Genomic DNA, 16746 nt, shown 5'->3' with positions numbered 1-16746 from the left:
GCGCAATGACGGTTTCCCGAAAAGCATTGGCGGTGCTCGATCTAATCGAATCAATCGAGATGCGATCGCTCGAATGGGGCTTTACTGACGGTTCGTTGGGCGAGGGCGAGGCGCTCGCGCTCGCCAACCGTGTAAGCGAAGGGGATCGCAGCGCCGGCGACGGCGAGGATATCATTGAAGAACTGATCGACGCCAAGCTTATCTTCGAACTGCAAAGCATGGGTAGTGGTGTGCGCATACGCTCGCGCTTCGCCGAGATGATGCGACTGCTTGCCAACAATCGGCAGTTATTCCCCAACAAGCCTTGGCAGGGGGCGCCGCACCTTGTGGCCGACTTTCGAGTCGATCGGAGACCCCGGCGTTTCCCACGTCGGGATCGTCTGCCGTCTGCCATTTTGGACGAGCATGCCACCATCATCACTTCGACCACACTGCGGCATGACCTGTGGCAGGCGCTAACCTCTCGTCCAGGCACTAAGCTTGCCGCGTTCCAGGAGCGCGCGGCGGTGCGCCTTGCGGTACCCACCGAGGACGCCGGCACGATCGTTACGGCTGGGACCGGCAGCGGCAAGACAATCGCCTTCTATCTGCCGGGTATGCTTCGTATAGGCGAGGCGATAGGGGCCGACCATTGGGTGAAGGCGGTAGCGATTTACCCCCGGATAGAACTGCTGAAAGACCAGTTCGCCGAAGCCTTCCGCATGGCACGGACGATCGATGCACCGCTCGTTGCTCATGGTCGGCGCCCATTGAAGATTGGTGCGCTGTTTCGCGCAACACCAACGCGTGCCAGTCGCCAGGAACTGATCGATAGAGAGTGGCTCCGGCGTGGTCAGGATTTCGTTTGCCCTTGGATGCGTTGTCCCAAGTGCGGCGACGAACTGCTCTGGCGGCAGGCGGATCTCGAGGTTGCAAACGAACAACTCACCTGTGTCCGCCACGATTGTACCGGCGCGGTGGGGGAAGATCACATCATCCTCACCAGAGGCCGCTTGCAACAGCAACCACCCGATATTCTGTTCACGACCACCGAGATCCTGAACCAACGCCTGTCAGACCATTGGATGCGGGGATTGTTTGGCGTTGGATCAGCCGAGGCGAAAAAACCGCTCCTCGCGCTTCTCGACGAAGTGCACACTTATGAAGGGGCGACGGGGGCTCAGGCTGCGCTTACGCTTCGACGCTGGCGTCATCTTCTGGCTGCACCGATCAGTTGGGTCGGCTTGTCAGCGACGCTTGGGGATGCCGCGCGCTTCTTTTCCGAGTTGACCGGTGTTCACCCCGATCGCGTCGTCGAGATAGCACCGCACCTTGATGAACTTGAGGAACAGGGAGCCGAGTATCAGGTGCTTCTGCGCGGCGACCCCGCGTCACGCGCCTCGTTGCTCTCGACCACCATCCAGACGTCTATGCTGGTCCCCCGCGTTCTCGATCCACCGGGGGCGAGCGGTGCGTCGGGCGCGTTCGGCCGCCGCGCCTTCCTGTTCACGGACGATCTCGACGTCACCAATCGGCTCTATGACGACCTACGCGATGCCGAGGCCTACACGATCTTTGGCCAGCCTGATCCGCAGCGCCAACCACTCGCCAATATCCGCCGCGCTGGCCCCGATGCGACAGTGCGCGATATCGCGGGCCAGCGCTGGCGTATATGCGAGGATATAGGTCACCCGCTAGATCGACGGTTGATTGTCGGCCGCACTACATCGCAGGATGCTGGCGTCAATCAGTCGGCTAATATTGTGGTTGCCACCGCAGCGCTTGAGGTCGGCTTCAACGACCCGTTGGTCGGCGCGGTCATCCAGCACAAAGCGCCGCGTGGAATGGCGTCGTTCCTGCAGCGCAAGGGCCGCGCCGGGCGTGACCGTGCCATGCGGCCGATTACGGTCACCATCCTTTCCGATTATGGCCGCGATCGCGTCTTCTACCAGGCTTATGAGCATCTATTCGATCCGACGCTTGAGCCGCAGCACCTCCCAATCCGAAACTCCTATGTATTGAAGATCCAGGCTGTATTCGCCCTATTCGATTGGCTGGCCGCGCGGACGGCCGGCTATGAGAAGGCATGGCAATGGGATTTGCTGAGCCGACCACTGGAACATCCCAATCAAGCGGTCCGCAAGGTTATCGACCTCACCAAAGCCAAGCTTACCAAACTCTTCAAGGGCGACGCCGCGACGATCGGTGATCTGCGCGACTACCTTGTCTCGGCGCTCGGAGTCGACGAGATCACGGCCGAGACGCTGCTTTGGGACGCGCCACGCTCGCTTCTGCTTGAGGCTGTGCCAACCCTTGTACGTCGCCTTTTTCGGCAATGGCAATTGGCCTTTCCAGGCATCGCGGGTGCTTCAGACCTTCAGATCAACTTCCATCCCCTGCCGGACTTCGTACCGCGTAGCCTTTTCAGTGATCTTAGCCTGCCGGAGGTGCGGGTGATCTTGCCGCCCGCAACCGTCAATCATGAGGAGCGCGTCGAGACGCTGCCGATCCTCCAGGCTTTGAACCATCTTGTGCCCGGGCGCGTGACGAGACGTTTTGCGCATGAGCGCGGTGCTCTCTCGCACTGGGTACCGGTCGATCCGGCGTTTCCGGAGCAGGATCGGCGGATTAGCGAGTATGCCGAGGAGCATGAGTTTGTCGGCACTTTCATCGGCCGGCTCAATGATGACGTGGACGCTCAGCCGTTGCTCGTGTTCCGGCCCTGGACGGTGCGCCTTTCAAAGGCCGCGCGCAGCGAAGCGCTCCCTAGCAGCAACGCGCGACTCGCGTGGCGCACCGACATTGTCCCCAACGGGGAGCCCCTGAACGTGCCCATTCCGCTACGCTCGGAATGGCGTGATTATGTCCAAGCCATCGATTTCCATCTTCACCGTTTCCGATCGAGCGTCAGCGTGCGGCGGTTCGCGCCGACCGCTCATGCGAACATTCGCACACTTCAAGATGATTTTCCTGTCACGTTGCATTTTAAGAGCGACGATGATCGCCCAGCCGCGATCGGGTTCGAGCTTGAAGTAGATGGCTTCCGCCTGGATCTTTCACTCCCAGGCGCCGAGATGCTTGCGACCAACGCGCTACCGCCACGGCTGATGGCGTCAAGCAGACTCAGTTACATCCGCGACGCCTTCCGTGCGGACCCCGACCTGCCCGCCGATCTTAACGGGTTCCAGCGCGACTGGCTCTTTCAGATACTGCTCTCATCGCTGCTGGCCGATGCCGCAACCACCGGCCGCAGGATCGACGCTGTAGCCGCCGATCTCCTACAAGAGAACCGGATCGAGAGCGTATTTCATGGCGTGATGGACGAACTGTTCGGCGCGACGCCGCCCGACCTTCCTGACAGTGATGAAATCGACGATGACAACGCCGGGGATGGTGTAGAGCCGGAAAACGGCGCTCGGGATGGAGGGACGACGCGTACGGGGCCAGGCCGGCTGCAGCAGGCACTTGGGATTCAACTGACCCAGCCCATCGTACGCGAGCGGTTGCGTGCAGTGGCGGACCAGCTTGGTAATACTGCCCCCGAAAGATTCGCCGGGTGGCTTCGGCGAATGATTCTCGACACTCTTGGGGAGGCGGTACTGCAAGCCTGCATTGCGGCAGCCCCTCGCCAGGCGACCGTCGACACCCTGCTAGTGGATATTCATGACGATCCCAGCAGTGGCGCAGCCAGCGTATGGATCACCGAGACGACGCTCGGTGGCGGGGGCGTACTTCAGGCTTTTGCGGAGCGCTTCGCTTCTGAACCACGCGTCTTCTTCACGGCGATCGAGGCCGCGCTAGCAGCGACCGATCTTGAATTGGTCGACGGGGGCTTACGCGAAATCTTGGCGCTGGCGTTGAACGATATCGAAATTGCCGATCACATGGCGCGGCTTCGCGCAACCAACTCCCACGGCGAACGCGCGACTTTGTGGCAGTCCCTTTCGCACACACTGACACAGCGCGGTGGGATTGATCTCAGCCACGCGTTGTCGGTTTCGCTCAACAATCGCCTACTCCGTTCGGGGTCTGGGCCCTTGCTCGACCGGCTTCTGCTCGACCTTCACACGCATTGGGACAGTCTTGAGGGGCGCTTTGGCTTGGCAATCGGCCTCCGCGAATTCGCTTATATCTGCAGCAAAGACGTGAACTTGTCGGCGTCGGTTCGAACGTTCTTATCAACGACGTTACCTGCGGCGGCTATCGGGCAAGTGACCGTGATCGCCGCCGTGACCAGCCTGCTGTGGCCGCGTGCCTACGAGATGCGTCAACGGGCGCTTCAATCCTATAATCCATACCGGCAGGGACGCAGCACCGATCCCGCCGTCGTTCGCCATCTGCTGTTGGGCCGATTGATGCCGACAGTCGAACTCGCCGATCTCGACTGGCATGCCCAACTCGTCGCCGCGTTCGCCGGTCAAGGTGCCTGTCGACTCGCCGCAAGTGCTAACCAGGCCTCGGCGCTCCGCCAAGCAACCGTGCTTCTCATAGCAATGCCTGTCGATGTTGGCGTCCTGCAGTTCTTCCCGATCGTCGAGCGAGTCGAACGTGCCGACGGCCGAATCCTGGTGAGCCTCACTCTAAGGGAGCAAGTCTAGTGCCACCGGCCTCGCGCGACCTCCACGGACCCACGCAGTCGCGCGCCATCCGTGATCTTTTCCAGAGCTTGTTCGTAGCGGAACTGATCAATCCGAGCCCCAAGCTCTGGTTCTTCTTCGCCTGGATCTCCGACGTCGAGATCCTCGACAATTCGGCACGCCAGTTCGCGGCGCTGGAGCCCGATTGGCCGGCGACAACGATCCGGCTTTCGCAGGTCCTGCAGGCACTCCTTTCGCGCGGCGTCCAGGTTCGTCTGATCATCCGTGAACATGGTCACAACGACTATTTCATCGCCAAGCTGCAGTCGTTGAAGGCGCGCCACGGCGACCTGGTGAAGTGGACGATTGAGAAGAGCTTTCATGCCAAAGGACTGCTCGGCGCCGACTATTTCCTCAGCGGTTCAATGAATCTTACGTTGACCGGCATCTCAGTGAATGGTGAGCATCTAGTGCTGCGAACGGATCCCGCAGCGGTTGCCGAACAGGCGATCGAACTCGAATCCCGCTGGGAAGGTCTCCTCAAATGATCGGTGCGGATATCGAGACCGCACGGGCGATGGCAAGGGACTTGTCGACCTTTGAGTTCTCGGCGCTTGAGCCCGCTGCAGCCGAACTTTGTACCAAGCTGATCGAGACTGTCATCGATCCCAGCTTCCCGGGCGCCATCATACCAAATGTTGATGCGACGGGCGATCTTCGCCTCATTCTCGCCGCTCCAACCATGACCGCGTGGCGGCGGCTTAGCCCAGTGCTCCGGGCCTTTGCCGGTCCAACGCTGACTTCGTTCGATGGACTGCTCGAACCTTTATCTCATGGCGATCCCGTTGTAGAGATCGTTATGCACTCGCAGCCTGCTGCGACCGGCGTGATGCGGTTGCCCACGAAGAACCGCCTGTCGGCACTCCGCGCGTTGCTTCAGGCGCGCGACATGTTGGGTCGTGCGCCCAATCTGCAACGTGCGGCGCCCGAACCGACCAGTTGGCTGCTTGCGCGCTTTCAAGATTATCTCAATGTCGGTCGGCGCGACGCTGCGACTGACATTGTCGCACGCATTAAGAGCGAACTGCGTCTTGACGCGCTAAATTTGAAATTTCTCGAGGTCCAACTCCTCGCCACCTTCAGCGATTGGACAGGTATTGTCGGTCTTCCGGGTTTTGCCAATCTTTGCCTCGCGCGCCGATCGCCAGCCATAACAGCGCTGCTGCTCGAAGCGCTCTACAGAGTCCATTTAGCCGATCCGTTTGACGCGGGCGATGCCAGCGAAACCCGCACACTGTATGAGGCCGCAGTGAGGCCCTTCGCCCAACCTATGCTGAGCCTTCCCGCGCCGATGACGCTGAAAGAGGGCGGTTGGCGGATCTACGGCCTCGAAAGCTGGATAGCGCCTTCCCGAACCGACATCGCGCTCGCGCTCGTCGATCGACAAGATGTGCTCGGTTGGATCAGCCATAGGCTCCCGGCCGCCGTGCCCGCAGCGGGGCTAGCCCCCGAACCTACCCCACTCGACAGCGCCCGTGGCGCGCTTGTTCAGGTTGATGCCGTCGAGAGCGTCGACGCGGTGGCAGCAGCGCTGGCGGCGCTGGCGAAGTTGACTTCGGAAGAACTCGCGCGCCTCCGCGGAGCCGAACCGTTTCGATCGACGTTGCAGGTCACAGACCAGTTGGCCGAAATCGACCTGCCGACCTCATGGACTGAGTGGTTGGCTAAGACTGTCGATCCGTCTTTCACCACTGCCCTCGACATTGCCCGTAAAGGAAAGGACGAATGGACGATTGAGGCTGGAGCCGGTGACCCAGTCGCAGTCCAGGCACTTGCCTCAGCGCTCGATCATGCGCAGAGCAACGCACTTGCCACCGAGCGGACTGGACAGGCACTCCCATTTCTCGTCGCTTGGCTACAGCGCGATCCGGACTTTCCGAGATCCGCAATGACCCCTATCTACGCAAGTCTCCTGACCCTGTTTGCCCTCGGTCCAGCGCGCGGGAGGGGCACCTATGAGTCCAGTCAAATCCTAGTAAGCGCGCTGTTGACCGCAGGTCTAGATGTCAAGGCATATAAAGCCCTGATTGCGGACATCGAGGAGTTGGCTGGCGACGGTTTCGGTGTCGACATGGTTTATTGGGTGCTGGAGATCACCGAGGAATTCATGCGAGCTAGCGCGCCGGACGTTGACGCGAGAGAGTCTTTCCTGCACGGCGTCCTCGCGCACATTGCTCCGATTTACGCGCGATTGACCAGCTTGCAACGTGCTGCCATGGGGCGTCTGGCGCATGAACTAGGCTGGACGCCCCAATCTTTAGGGATCAGTGCCGGCATAGGTGAACCCGACGACTTCTCCAGTCGAATCCAAGGTCTGCGCATTGCCATTTACTCATTGACCGAGGCAGCGAGTCGCCAGGCTAAGGCCGCGATCGAAGAGATCGCACCAACGGCAATCGTCGACTGCAATGCAGATCATGGCGGTACAGCCCGCTTAAGGGCGTTGGCCGAGAATGCCGATCTCTTCGTTATGACATGGCTTTCTGCAAAACACGCAGCGACCGACTTTATTCGCGAACACCGCGCAAACCGTCCGTTGCTCTATGCTCAAGGTCGTGGGTTTTCGAGTATCCTACGCGCAATCGAAGATTACTTATCTTGAAAGTCGGAACTTTCGGTCGACTGCTCGCGAGGCCGCCTCGGGCAGCCCGTCCAGCCTGTTAATCGTCAAGCTGAATACGCCACATCCCCTGATTACCACCCTCGATCCAATGACCTTCGAGGATGTCTGCACCAGCAAATCGATGCAGCGTCGCACGGCCATTTATAGCTGAAAATTGGAGCTTGAAATGGCCCGGCTCCAGTTCTGGTCCTTCGTAAACGACCAACTGCCCGTCATCCCTGTATGATACGGCGATGGAGCCGTCGCTAATCCTGACTTCGCAAGAATCACCCCAGTCCCATTCCCCCTCGGCTGTGAACATTGTCATTGTGCAATTCTTGAACACCGTCATGTTTTGCTCTCGCCATTGTGTTGATTGTCGAACCACGCCACCACCTCGTAGACAACATTGGAAAGGTCAGCGGGGCGCGCCATTCCAGAGCGGAAACTGGGTTGGAGAACCGGTCGACCTTGCCACGCTCAGCGAAGGAGAGTTTCGCCACCATATCGGTAATGCAACCGCTTTACATACCATCCCTGTCTCGTTGATCTCCGCGCATCGGCGCTCTGAGGAAGAACGGCGTACAAACCGCAGTCCTGCGTGCGTCCGCACCAATGGGCGATTGTCGCGGTAGGACGAAGGAAATTTGCGCCCGCCGCAGGCGGTAAACAGGACAGCCGTAGGAGCGTCAGCATAGCGCCGGCCGCAGGACGGGACGCGGGACCGGGTCTCGACAGTCCGGCCGCTGATCGGCGACGATGCGATAGGGCTGGCCAAGGCCAGAGCCGAGTTGGCCCGGAAGAAATCGATCGGGTCCTGCATCTCTTCAACTCCCCTCAATTGCGTGGCAGCTTGTGAATTTCCAGCCTGACTGGTCCGCCCCTGTCACAACTGGTGCAAAAAAGCGCTCGCTCGACCGAACTGAACAGAGCGTCCTTTCCATAACGTTTGATGAGCCCGGCTGGCTTCACCGTTGCATGGTGCGAGCAGGATTTGCACCAGGCTCGCAGCACATGCCATTCGCGAAGATCGCCGAGCGCAACATCGAGGCCGGCGTGAACGCTGCCGTCGATGATCGTCTGTGTCGGAATCTTCACCTCGCCGGGTGTCAGGATTTTCTCCATTACATGCCGACTGTTGTAGTGAATCAGCAACATGCCGGAGCGGCGCCGGATGGCGGCTTGCCAGGCTGCCTGACTCACCGTTGAATCGGGAGAACGCGAAATGGTCTCCGACAAAGCCTGCTCCTCGCGATCCCAGACCTCGATCCGAAAATTGTCTTCCGCTGTTTTATTCGCCATAGCTTCGCCGGCCAGCGCGATTGAAGCCGAGCCATGGTCCTTTGCTGCTCAAGATCAAGCTGAAATAAGGAACATATTCCTCTTTCGTCAAGGGCGGGCTTGACTCTTTGTTCTTATTTTGTTCACATTAGCGGGGGTTAGGTCATAGGAGGCGAACCATGGAACTTCGCTTGAACATTGAGGACGCAACACCCCAAGAGCTAGCACTTGGCATCGCGGCAGCCGAAGCAGTGTTTGCACGCGCCGGCATTACAGCTTTGCAAGGCGCGGAAGGACTGTTTGCATTAGAAGGGTGGGATATCAAAGGCTTTCCAGAAGACGACAAGCCTACCGAGGACGAGGACCGAGCTGCCACAATCTGGTTGGAGGCCGACGAGGCTGCGGCGGCAGCGTGTTGTGCGGGCTGGCCGAAGGAAAGAGTTCCGCGCCATCAAATCATGGAACTGATCAACGTTCCCCGCACAAAGTTGCAAGCCGAGGCAACTCCAGACACCTGGCCGGAGCGGAAGCAGCTCTATCCTGACGTCGTCAGGCGGCTGGAGATCACGACCGGCCCGGATCGCCAGATCGATTTCGATATTGCCTTCGTTCTCGGCTGGGTTCCCGAGCGGCCGACGCTGGACCGGGTTGAGCCGCTCTCGGAGGATGGCGACCGTATCCCCTTCTTCACCAGCGACCTTGCGCAGGTCGAAGAGATGGCCCGCAAGGCACTCAAGGACTGGACAATCGAGGTCGACCGAGATCCCTGTGACGCCCATGTTTTCAACCCGGCAGCCAGCGATGACGATGATGAATTGCGGATGGCGGCATGGCGTGATTTCGACGGCTCCCTGCATATGGAGAAGCCGCCGGCAAATCCCGCAATCGCGCTGACTCTGGCAATGATGCGCGGCCAGTCCATGCATTTCGAATAGTGGTCAAACGCAGTAGGAGCTTACCAACGCCATCGGTCATCGACCGGGACTGGCCACACCAGGTTGCGCTGCCGGATGACTTCTGCACCGTCCGGAACTTCACCATGATCGCGAAGTTCTGCCAAGAACGAGGGCTTAAGCACCATACGCGGCACGTGCAGGCGATATGGCCGAATGGCAAATATGAAATCTATCGGCTCCACTGCTTCGGCGATGCCGCATCTGCACGGGCGTTCCGCAATCACTTCGAGGGGCTGATGTTCGATCCGAGGCGGGATAGAGAGAATGGAAAGGTGCGGGGCGCCTGGCGTCGTACGGGTGAATACGCTCCGGTTGTCAATCTTGGCCCTCTCAGCGTGCCGGAGATATTGCGCAGCTGAATCACTGGCTTTCGGGGCGAACTGTCTCCACCGAGAGGGAGCCGGCTGGAAGCGGCCGCAACAGCTCAGCCTCGGGCTTCGTCAGGTTGATCCAAGCCGCCCAATTCTCAGGCTGAAGCACCACGACCTGTCGATTGTGGTACGGCGCAACATCCGGCCCGGGATCGGTCGTCAGCATGGTGAAGGTGGGCGGCTTGTTGCCGACAGCTTCGCGCCAAAGCCCCGCGACGGCCATGAAGGAAGAGCCGTTGAGCGTGAAGCGATGTTTCGCCTTTGGATATTTCGTGCCTGTGAATTCGAAGAACGCGGACCCGGGAACGAGGCAGCGGTTACTGTTTCCGAACTGCCGGCCTTCGGAGCGAAAGTTGAACACTGGCCCGCCCTTTGGTCCGGTCGGCGGAAATCCGAACGTCATCGATGCCAGTTCGATCGTGCCATCAACGGCCCGCATTATTGGCGCCGGGTCATTGATGCGTACGTCGTCCGCCTGGGGCAGATCGAGTTCGGTTTGGTGGCTGGGGATTTTGAGCGCCAGTAACGCCATCATCCGGCAATATTCAGCCCAAGCGACATGCTGCTCGTAGTCGTTGCACATGGTAGGCTCCGAACGTGGGCAACCTCTGCTAACAGTAGAGCAAACGGAGGTGCCATGGAAAGCGGCGGTCGACCCAAGTTGTCCCGGTCACTCAGAATGTCCGCCTAACTGTGGTCTGCAAGAAGGGCGTCCGGGTCAGGGGCCAAAGGAGGACTGCATGAGCGACGTGGCCAAGGTTCTGGGACTGATCGAGAACTGCAACGATCCCGAAAAGCTGAGGTCGTGGATCAGGAACGCCCGGGACAAGGGTGAGCCGCGCGTCGTCGACGCCGCTTTCCGTAAGCTGGTTTCGGTCCTGCCAAGAGAGAAGCCGGGGACGGTGGAGCATGACTTCTGGCAGACGATACATGCTTTCGAGCATGTCCTGTCCGAAGAGCGGGGAAAGACGACCCGGCTCGCGCGCACAAGGCAGAAAGTCGCAAGGGCCGGAGTGGTCCAAACCCTTCAAGACTGGGCCATGAGTGCCAAAAGTACCGACGGCTTTGTCATGCTGCTGGAACGGAACATGCCGGAGCTGACCGGCGAAGCCGTCGTCCTGCGGCACGCGCCGCGGTTTGGCGCGGAGGTCGTCGCGGCGGCCAGGCGCAGGCTGGAGGCAGCGGATATCGATATTGCCGCGCTTCCTGGCGCCACACCTGCCGAATGACCGTCAGGAAAAAGGGCGACCGTCTTAAGTTGCCGCCGATCGTGGCCGGCGAGTGGCGCGGCGAAATCGTAGGCCCGGCCAGCATCAACTTCGGCCAGGTGGTCCAGCCAGGCCTGCCCCGCCAGTCGGTCGAGTTCACCTATATCATTCTCCCCGCCACGCTCATCATGCCGGATGCGGCATTCCGGTGGCCGGGCGTCGTCATGATCATGGCGCCCACGCCCATGAAGACGGAGTTCCCCGATGCTGGCAAACTCTTCCCGGCCGATCGCCTGCCGTCGCTAAGCCTCTCCCTCCAAGTCACCAGGGCGCAGTTTTCGGACATGCTGCCACGCATCGAAGCCCGGCGGCTCAATAATTTCTATTTCGTCGTGGAGGAGGAAAGCAAGGGTTCCTGGCCAGTGCGGAGCTGGGGCGCCACGACAGCCTAGCGCGTCAGCCCCGCCCCATTCTATCCGTCTCGACGATGGCAGGGTGCGCAACGTCTCGGCCATAATCGCCATCTTGGCGGCCTTGATATGTGTGGCGTCGAGCGCAGGACAACCTTCCTCGCCGCCACCATTCAACGGCCACGGCTCCGCCCCTGCGAAACGGCTGTGGATTGACCACATCAGCCTTCCAGGTAGCGGCAGAAGCCGTTGGCGAGATACATTTGGCGCGGCGTCCGACATTCCGGCTCGAACACGTCCGGATTGGCCACGATAGAATGCACAGTGCCTTAGCGCGCGAGTTGGCCACGTTGAGGTGGTTCGCGGTGTAGAGGAACTCCATTCCCTGGGGGGCGTCGGCATGACTGGAGGTCGTGATGGAATAGATCACGATGGGCGCCTCTCGTCCTTGGAACTTGTCAACCGTGCCTATCCCCGCGCGTTGCTGCCATCACCGCCGTAGAGCGCTTTCGCTTCGGGCTAATCAAGCGGCCGGCCGGGCGGTGCTGACGCGGCCACGGATTGCTGGACAGGAGGGCCGCGCTCCCTCAAGCGCTTGCCTGCCTTCAAGCTAGTCGAGGGGATCCGTCGTACCAAGTTACGTTAAAAATTATCCGCCGACAAATCAGTGACGACCGGAGAGACATATTGCCCGGTGTATCCCGGCAGTGCGATATCGGCCGCAATTGAATTGAGACCTTTTCGCCAATGCAGCTGACACGTTTTGAGCTCTATCAACAGGTGTGCAACAGGCCGCTCAGTAAAGTCGCCCCGGAACTCGGAATTTCCGGCACGGCGCTAGCCGCCATCTGCAAAGGGTATCAGGTACCTTACCCCGGATCGGGGTACTGGACCCGCATCTCTCTCGGGCTCCCGGCGGAGCTGCCAGCGCTGCCAGAGGCACCTGACGAGATCATTGAGATCACGCCGTCGACCCAGAAACCAAGATCAAAAAGAGCACCGGAAGAAGGCTCCGCGCGGAAGACCAGGCGCGCAGCAAAACCCCATCGTCCGGCACGTCATCCGCTGCTGTTTGGTGTCGAAGAACATTTGCGAAAAACGCGGGAGGTAAAAGAAGGCGAGTTCCTCAGGCCCTACAAGAGGATCCTGCCAGATCTAATTTCATCGGAAACTGCACTGCATCGCGCACTGGCGATCGCCAATGACCTCTACCTCGCGCTGGACGAACAAGGTTACCGCGTCCACATCGCTCAGGCTGGCGGTGACCTTCATCGCATTCACGTCAAGGAACAGGAGGTGGAGCGAAAGGATCGCAAATACGGATGCTATCACTCCGGAAGCATCTGGGCTCCGGACCGACCGACCGTCTTCTACGTGGATACGGTGCCAATAGGGCTCGCTCTCACCGAGATGACCGAGAGAGTGACAATGCGATACCTCAATGGTGACTACCATCGCGAGGACAGCAGATTCATACGATCAGCCAAGTCTTGGCAACTGACGCACTCCTGGACAACAGAGCAGGATATGCCCTGCGGACGTTTTCGGGTGATTGCCTATTCCCCGAAAAAGGGCGTCGACTGGTCTGTCAGTTGGCAGGAGACCGAGCAGGAGGCGCTTGGCACGCTGATCCCAAAAATCGTCGAGACCTTGAAAGCGGCTAAGGACAATGTGCAACGCCTTATGGACGCCGAGGATGTGGCGGCGGCGAAGAGGAAAAAAGAGCGAGAGGAGGAGTGGGAGCGCTACCTAAGGCAAGAAGATGCCCGCAAGACAGCTCAAGCTCTTGCCGATAGCCAGCAGCAGCTTGCGGAAATTATCGAGAGGTGGGGAAAGGCTATGACGGTAGAGCGCTTTTTCGCGGATGCTGAAGAGCGCCTGAAGTGTACGAACGACGGGGGGCGGCAGCGCCTGGAGGAGCGTCTGGCGCTCGCGAAGGCAATGATGGGAAACGCGGATCCGCTGGATTTCATAGAGAACTGGGTGGCCCCGGAAGAAAGGCATCGTTCAAAGTTCATCTAGCCAGATTGGATAGCCGGCATCGTGGACACGGGACCCAGAGAGCTGACGATGAGGGCCGGAGAAATCAGCGTTGCGTTGTGCGTGCTTCCCGCTGAGGTCGTGCCGCAGTCAAAGCGTAATACATATTCGTAGCGCGCCATTTGCGGGTTCGGAATGCCGTGAACCCTTTCGTTGCAATGCGGCTAGCAGGTGGGGCCGCCACTAGCATTTCCGCGAGGACTCCGGATAAACACTACGTGTAATTTAGTTTGAGCTGAATCTTGGGGGGCAAATGCCTGGCTCGATAGAAATTTGCAATCTGCGTAACATCCGACGCCTCAAGTTCTCAATCCCGGATCGTGGAGTTTGGCTGCTCACAGGCGCTAATGGCGCCGGCAAGACATCTCTGCTTGCCTGCCTTCGACGGCTTGGTAGTGCTAACGCTTTTCCCGTACACTTTCCCTCATCATTGCGCTCGGAGCGTCTCGACAATCATGCTACCGGGACTGTGACTTACGAGATTAATGGCACATACGTAGCATACGCCTATCGTGGTGCACGCTGGACGCCACGGCCCCGAAGTGCCTCACATCTATTCCGGAATTTTGGCTACGCGTCAGTCACCTACGTTGGGGCCACTGCAGACCGCATAACTCCCAGGCCTGAAGACTTTGATACCCGTCACGTCAAAACCGTTGATAGGCAGATTTTGGTCGCGGCTAACCAAATCTTTCAAACAGACAAGTTCACGAATTTGCGGTCAATCAATTTGACTCGGGGCATCGGTAACAATGCTTTCGTGCTGGCCTTGGGCACCACGCCTCAAACTTACCATTCTGAAAAGCACTTCAGCTTGGGAGAACTGTGCGTTCTAAAGCTTCTGCGCCTACTTAAAGATGTCGCGAACAACAGCATGATTATCGTTGATGAACTCGAGATGGCCTTACATCCGAGAGCCCAAGTCGAGTTGCTCCGCTATTTGGAAAAACAAGCCAAAGACAAATCGCTTACCGTGATCTTTTCTACTCACTCAGTCACTCTCCTTAAGACTATAAATCACAATCGCATCATTTACCTGGAGAGGCAGGATGACGGAACAATCAACCCCGTTGTCGGCTGTTTCCCAACCTACGCCATTGGTAATATCGCCGCCGAGGAAGAGACACTTCCCGACATCATGCTGTACGTAGAAGACCTTTTCGCGAGAGATTTCTTGAATGCGTTCTTCGAACTGTTTGTCGACGAAAAATACGGCGACCCCACGCTTCGTCCCTCAGCCAAAATTGTTCCGGTGGGTGGCTTTAACGAGGTTGTTGGATTTCTAGACCGAAATCGCTCGGTCCTACCTGCATCGGTGAGGCAAAAGGCCGTTCTCGATGCGGACGTGGCGACCGAGACCCTGGCCCAGTGGCAGAATGCGAAAAATCACGCCAAATTGGCGAGGCATCAGGAGTTGAAAGGATATATCGCGTTTCTCCCCTTCACCCCAGAAGTTGGCTTAATGGATTATGCAGCCAGCAACGCGATGGGCTTTGAGCAAAAGGTTCGGGAAAGGTGGGGCGACAACCAGTTGCAGGTTCGGAGCATCGTTGGGAAATACAACACGTCTCTGACGGGCCCTGCGAAAAGGCAGGCAGCGAAAAAGAGCATCAATGAACTGATGGACTATTTGAAGACACGCACTCAGGGCACAGACGAGTTAGTCAGGGAGAAATTGAGTGGGTTATACGCAAACCTGGAGTGGGCGACGTATAAGCCAGAGTTCATGACACTGTTCGGCAGTCTCACGTAGGTCGTACAGGATTACTGGAACTAACCCGCAACATCGCGGTTCGCGGTGCGTCTCATCAAACGCTAGGACGTCAAAAGCCGATAACTCGCTTGCCACCAAGCGGTGCCGCAGACATGAGATTCTTCGCCCTCGAAGGCAGAAATGATCATCGATCTGTTCGCGACCGGTAGCTGTCTCCGCTTAGGAGTTCTAGCCAGACGAAAGCAGATGAGGTGGATGGCTCCCGCTCCCGGCATCTGAGTGCCACAGTGGGTTTGCTGTCAGGCAACCCGAGCAAAGGAGCCATCCGCCATGCAGATTACCACCGTGGGCCTCGATCTGGCCAAGCGCATTTTTCAAGTTCACGCCGTCGACGCGTCTGGAGACGTTGTTGTGCGCAAGGCACTGCGCCGATCGCAAGTTCTGCCGTTCTTCGCCAAGCTACCGCGCTGCCTGATCGGGATCGAGGCCTGCGGGACGTCACATCACTGGGCTCGAGAACTGACGGAGCTCGGCCATGAGGTCCGCTTGATGCCGCCGAGCTACGTGAAGCCTTATGTGAAGCGCGGCAAGAATGATGCGGTGGACGCGGAAGCGATCTGCGAAGCGGTGACACGCCCGACCATGCGCTTCGTGGCGATGAAGTCGGCCGAGCAACAGGCGGCCCTGTCGCTTCACCGCACACGCAATCTTCTGGTCAAGCAGCGCACGCAACTCGTGAACATGATCCGCGGCTTGTTGGCTGAGTTCGGCATCGACATTCCTCAAGGTTTGGAGCGGGCGCTCAGGCTGGCGCACCAGATCGCCGCGAAGGAAGCGACGCCGGAAGTGCCGGCAATGGCAACGCAGGTTCTCGGTCTCCTGTGCGGGCAGGTGCTCGACACCCATGTTCGTCTCCAGGCGATCGACCGTTCGATCAGTGCCCTCCAACGAACCGACGACGTCGCACGACGCTTGTCGACGATCCCCGGTATCGGTCCGGTAGGGGCTACAGCGTTGGCTGCATCCGTTGCCGATCCGGGACAGTTCCGCTCGGGTCGAGAGTTCGCCGCCTGGCTTGGGCTGACACCTTCGCAAAACTCGAGCGGCGGAAAGGACCGTCTCGGGCACATCACCAAGATGGGCGACCGGTATCTGAGAAAGCTCCTGGTGATCGGCGCGACCTCTCTGATCCGACGGGCAAGGCATAAGCCCGAGGCTGCGGATCCGCGCCTCCTCGCGTTGCTCGCCAGGAAGCCAGCGCGCGTGGCAAGCGTAGCCATGGCAAACAAGATGGCCCGCGTGGTCTGGGCGATCATGGCGCGCGGCGAAACCTATCAAGCTCGCCATGCCGCGAGCCTTGCGGCGTAAGGTCGAAGAAGATGAAATTTTAAGGACAGAGAACAGTTCGAGCCGATCGATCGGCTCCATGAGGTTGTGAGAGCGACGCGATGTGATGGCGAGACCGGTCAGGCCGGGAACAGGGACAACCCGTCGAATGTCCGAGGCATCATAGCCTGATAAGCAGATTGGGACCCAGTTCGCCGACCC

14 protein-coding genes are annotated in these 16746 nt (G+C 59.2%); 10 read left to right on the top strand and 4 right to left on the bottom strand.

Translation table 11 applies throughout. The features are described from left to right. The first annotated feature begins 5 nt into the window (after positions 1 to 5). Genes dpdJ through dpdD form a run of 3 tightly spaced genes read left to right on the top strand, consistent with a single transcriptional unit; the run spans position 6 to position 7218 of the window. Positions 6 to 4577: a protein DpdJ gene (gene dpdJ / locus LB564_RS16600; protein ID WP_224539293.1), complete on the top strand. Its 4572-nt coding sequence runs from the start codon at positions 6 to 8 to the stop codon at positions 4575 to 4577. Continuing rightward, positions 4577 to 5104 (top strand): phospholipase D-like domain-containing protein DpdK, encoded by a 528-nt coding sequence (gene dpdK / locus LB564_RS16595; RefSeq protein WP_067955144.1) that lies wholly within the window; start codon positions 4577 to 4579, stop codon positions 5102 to 5104. Before dpdJ ends, dpdK begins: the two co-directional genes overlap by 1 nt. Next, entirely contained in the window at positions 5101 to 7218 is a 2118-nt protein-coding gene (dpdD, locus tag LB564_RS16590; protein ID WP_224539291.1) for a protein DpdD, read from the top strand. Before dpdK ends, dpdD begins: the two co-directional genes overlap by 4 nt. Positions 7219 to 7276: 58 nt before the next feature. On the opposite strand, the gene LB564_RS16585 is transcribed toward dpdD, so the two are convergent. Beyond that, positions 7277 to 7570: a hypothetical protein gene (locus LB564_RS16585; protein WP_224539290.1), complete on the bottom strand. Its 294-nt coding sequence runs from the start codon at positions 7568 to 7570 to the stop codon at positions 7277 to 7279. 485 nt (positions 7571 to 8055) lie between these two features. Next, the gene (locus tag LB564_RS16580) at positions 8056 to 8520 is read right to left on the bottom strand and encodes a hypothetical protein (RefSeq protein WP_224539288.1); all 465 of its coding nucleotides are present in this window, start codon (positions 8518 to 8520) and stop codon (positions 8056 to 8058) included. A 158-nt stretch (positions 8521 to 8678) separates the two neighbouring features. Between LB564_RS16580 and LB564_RS16575 the strand changes: the two genes are divergently transcribed. Both LB564_RS16575 and LB564_RS16570 read left to right on the top strand, forming a co-directional pair. Then, positions 8679 to 9434: a hypothetical protein gene (locus tag LB564_RS16575; RefSeq protein WP_224539286.1), complete on the top strand. Its 756-nt coding sequence runs from the start codon at positions 8679 to 8681 to the stop codon at positions 9432 to 9434. A 104-nt stretch (positions 9435 to 9538) separates the two neighbouring features. Continuing rightward, positions 9539 to 9814 carry a hypothetical protein gene (locus LB564_RS16570; protein ID WP_224539284.1) on the top strand — a complete coding sequence of 92 codons (276 nt, stop codon included), beginning with the start codon at positions 9539 to 9541 and terminating at the stop codon, positions 9812 to 9814. Between the two features lies 1 nt (position 9815). On the opposite strand, the gene LB564_RS16565 is transcribed toward LB564_RS16570, so the two are convergent. Next, positions 9816 to 10409, bottom strand: a complete 594-nt coding sequence (locus LB564_RS16565; protein ID WP_224539283.1) for an SOS response-associated peptidase — start codon at positions 10407 to 10409, stop codon at positions 9816 to 9818. 157 nt (positions 10410 to 10566) lie between these two features. Here LB564_RS16565 and LB564_RS16560 point away from each other — a divergent pair, with 157 nt between their 5' ends. Together LB564_RS16560 and LB564_RS16555 are read left to right on the top strand one after the other, a co-directional pair. Beyond that, entirely contained in the window at positions 10567 to 11055 is a 489-nt protein-coding gene (locus LB564_RS16560; protein ID WP_224539281.1) for a hypothetical protein, read from the top strand. Next, positions 11052 to 11486, top strand: a complete 435-nt coding sequence (locus tag LB564_RS16555; protein WP_224539279.1) for a hypothetical protein — start codon at positions 11052 to 11054, stop codon at positions 11484 to 11486. The genes LB564_RS16560 and LB564_RS16555 overlap by 4 nt, the downstream gene beginning before the upstream one ends. A 4-nt stretch (positions 11487 to 11490) precedes the next feature. On the opposite strand, the gene LB564_RS16550 is transcribed toward LB564_RS16555, so the two are convergent. Further along, positions 11491 to 11874: a hypothetical protein gene (locus LB564_RS16550; protein WP_318012812.1), complete on the bottom strand. Its 384-nt coding sequence runs from the start codon at positions 11872 to 11874 to the stop codon at positions 11491 to 11493. A 317-nt stretch (positions 11875 to 12191) separates the two neighbouring features. Between LB564_RS16550 and LB564_RS16545 the strand changes: the two genes are divergently transcribed. From LB564_RS16545 to LB564_RS16535, 3 genes are all read left to right on the top strand, one after another. Further along, positions 12192 to 13466, top strand: a complete 1275-nt coding sequence (locus LB564_RS16545) for a hypothetical protein (RefSeq protein WP_224539277.1) — start codon at positions 12192 to 12194, stop codon at positions 13464 to 13466. A gap of 271 nt (positions 13467 to 13737) precedes the next feature. Beyond that, positions 13738 to 15237 carry an ATP-dependent nuclease gene (locus tag LB564_RS16540; protein ID WP_224539275.1) on the top strand — a complete coding sequence of 500 codons (1500 nt, stop codon included), beginning with the start codon at positions 13738 to 13740 and terminating at the stop codon, positions 15235 to 15237. A gap of 291 nt (positions 15238 to 15528) precedes the next feature. Continuing rightward, entirely contained in the window at positions 15529 to 16566 is a 1038-nt protein-coding gene (locus LB564_RS16535) for an IS110 family transposase (protein WP_023796120.1), read from the top strand. The last annotated feature ends 180 nt before the right edge of the window (positions 16567 to 16746 follow it).

This window comes from Mesorhizobium sp. ES1-6 (genome assembly GCF_020164775.1).
Taxonomy (GTDB): Bacteria; Pseudomonadota; Alphaproteobacteria; order Rhizobiales; family Rhizobiaceae; genus Mesorhizobium.
This window is presented reverse-complemented; position numbering and strand designations above follow the sequence as displayed.

Coding starts and splice junctions, on each gene's coding strand:
- dpdJ (WP_224539293.1), top strand. CDS start 6: ATGACGGTTTCCCGAAAAGCATTGGCGGTGCTCGATCTAATCGAATCA.
- dpdD (WP_224539291.1), top strand. CDS start 5,101: ATGATCGGTGCGGATATCGAGACCGCACGGGCGATGGCAAGGGACTTG.
- LB564_RS16585 (WP_224539290.1), bottom strand. CDS start 7,570: ATGACGGTGTTCAAGAATTGCACAATGACAATGTTCACAGCCGAGGGG.
- LB564_RS16580 (WP_224539288.1), bottom strand. CDS start 8,520: ATGGCGAATAAAACAGCGGAAGACAATTTTCGGATCGAGGTCTGGGAT.
- LB564_RS16575 (WP_224539286.1), top strand. CDS start 8,679: ATGGAACTTCGCTTGAACATTGAGGACGCAACACCCCAAGAGCTAGCA.
- LB564_RS16570 (WP_224539284.1), top strand. CDS start 9,539: ATGATCGCGAAGTTCTGCCAAGAACGAGGGCTTAAGCACCATACGCGG.
- LB564_RS16565 (WP_224539283.1), bottom strand. CDS start 10,409: ATGTGCAACGACTACGAGCAGCATGTCGCTTGGGCTGAATATTGCCGG.
- LB564_RS16560 (WP_224539281.1), top strand. CDS start 10,567: ATGAGCGACGTGGCCAAGGTTCTGGGACTGATCGAGAACTGCAACGAT.
- LB564_RS16555 (WP_224539279.1), top strand. CDS start 11,052: ATGACCGTCAGGAAAAAGGGCGACCGTCTTAAGTTGCCGCCGATCGTG.
- LB564_RS16545 (WP_224539277.1), top strand. CDS start 12,192: ATGCAGCTGACACGTTTTGAGCTCTATCAACAGGTGTGCAACAGGCCG.
- LB564_RS16540 (WP_224539275.1), top strand. CDS start 13,738: ATGCCTGGCTCGATAGAAATTTGCAATCTGCGTAACATCCGACGCCTC.
- LB564_RS16535 (WP_023796120.1), top strand. CDS start 15,529: ATGCAGATTACCACCGTGGGCCTCGATCTGGCCAAGCGCATTTTTCAA.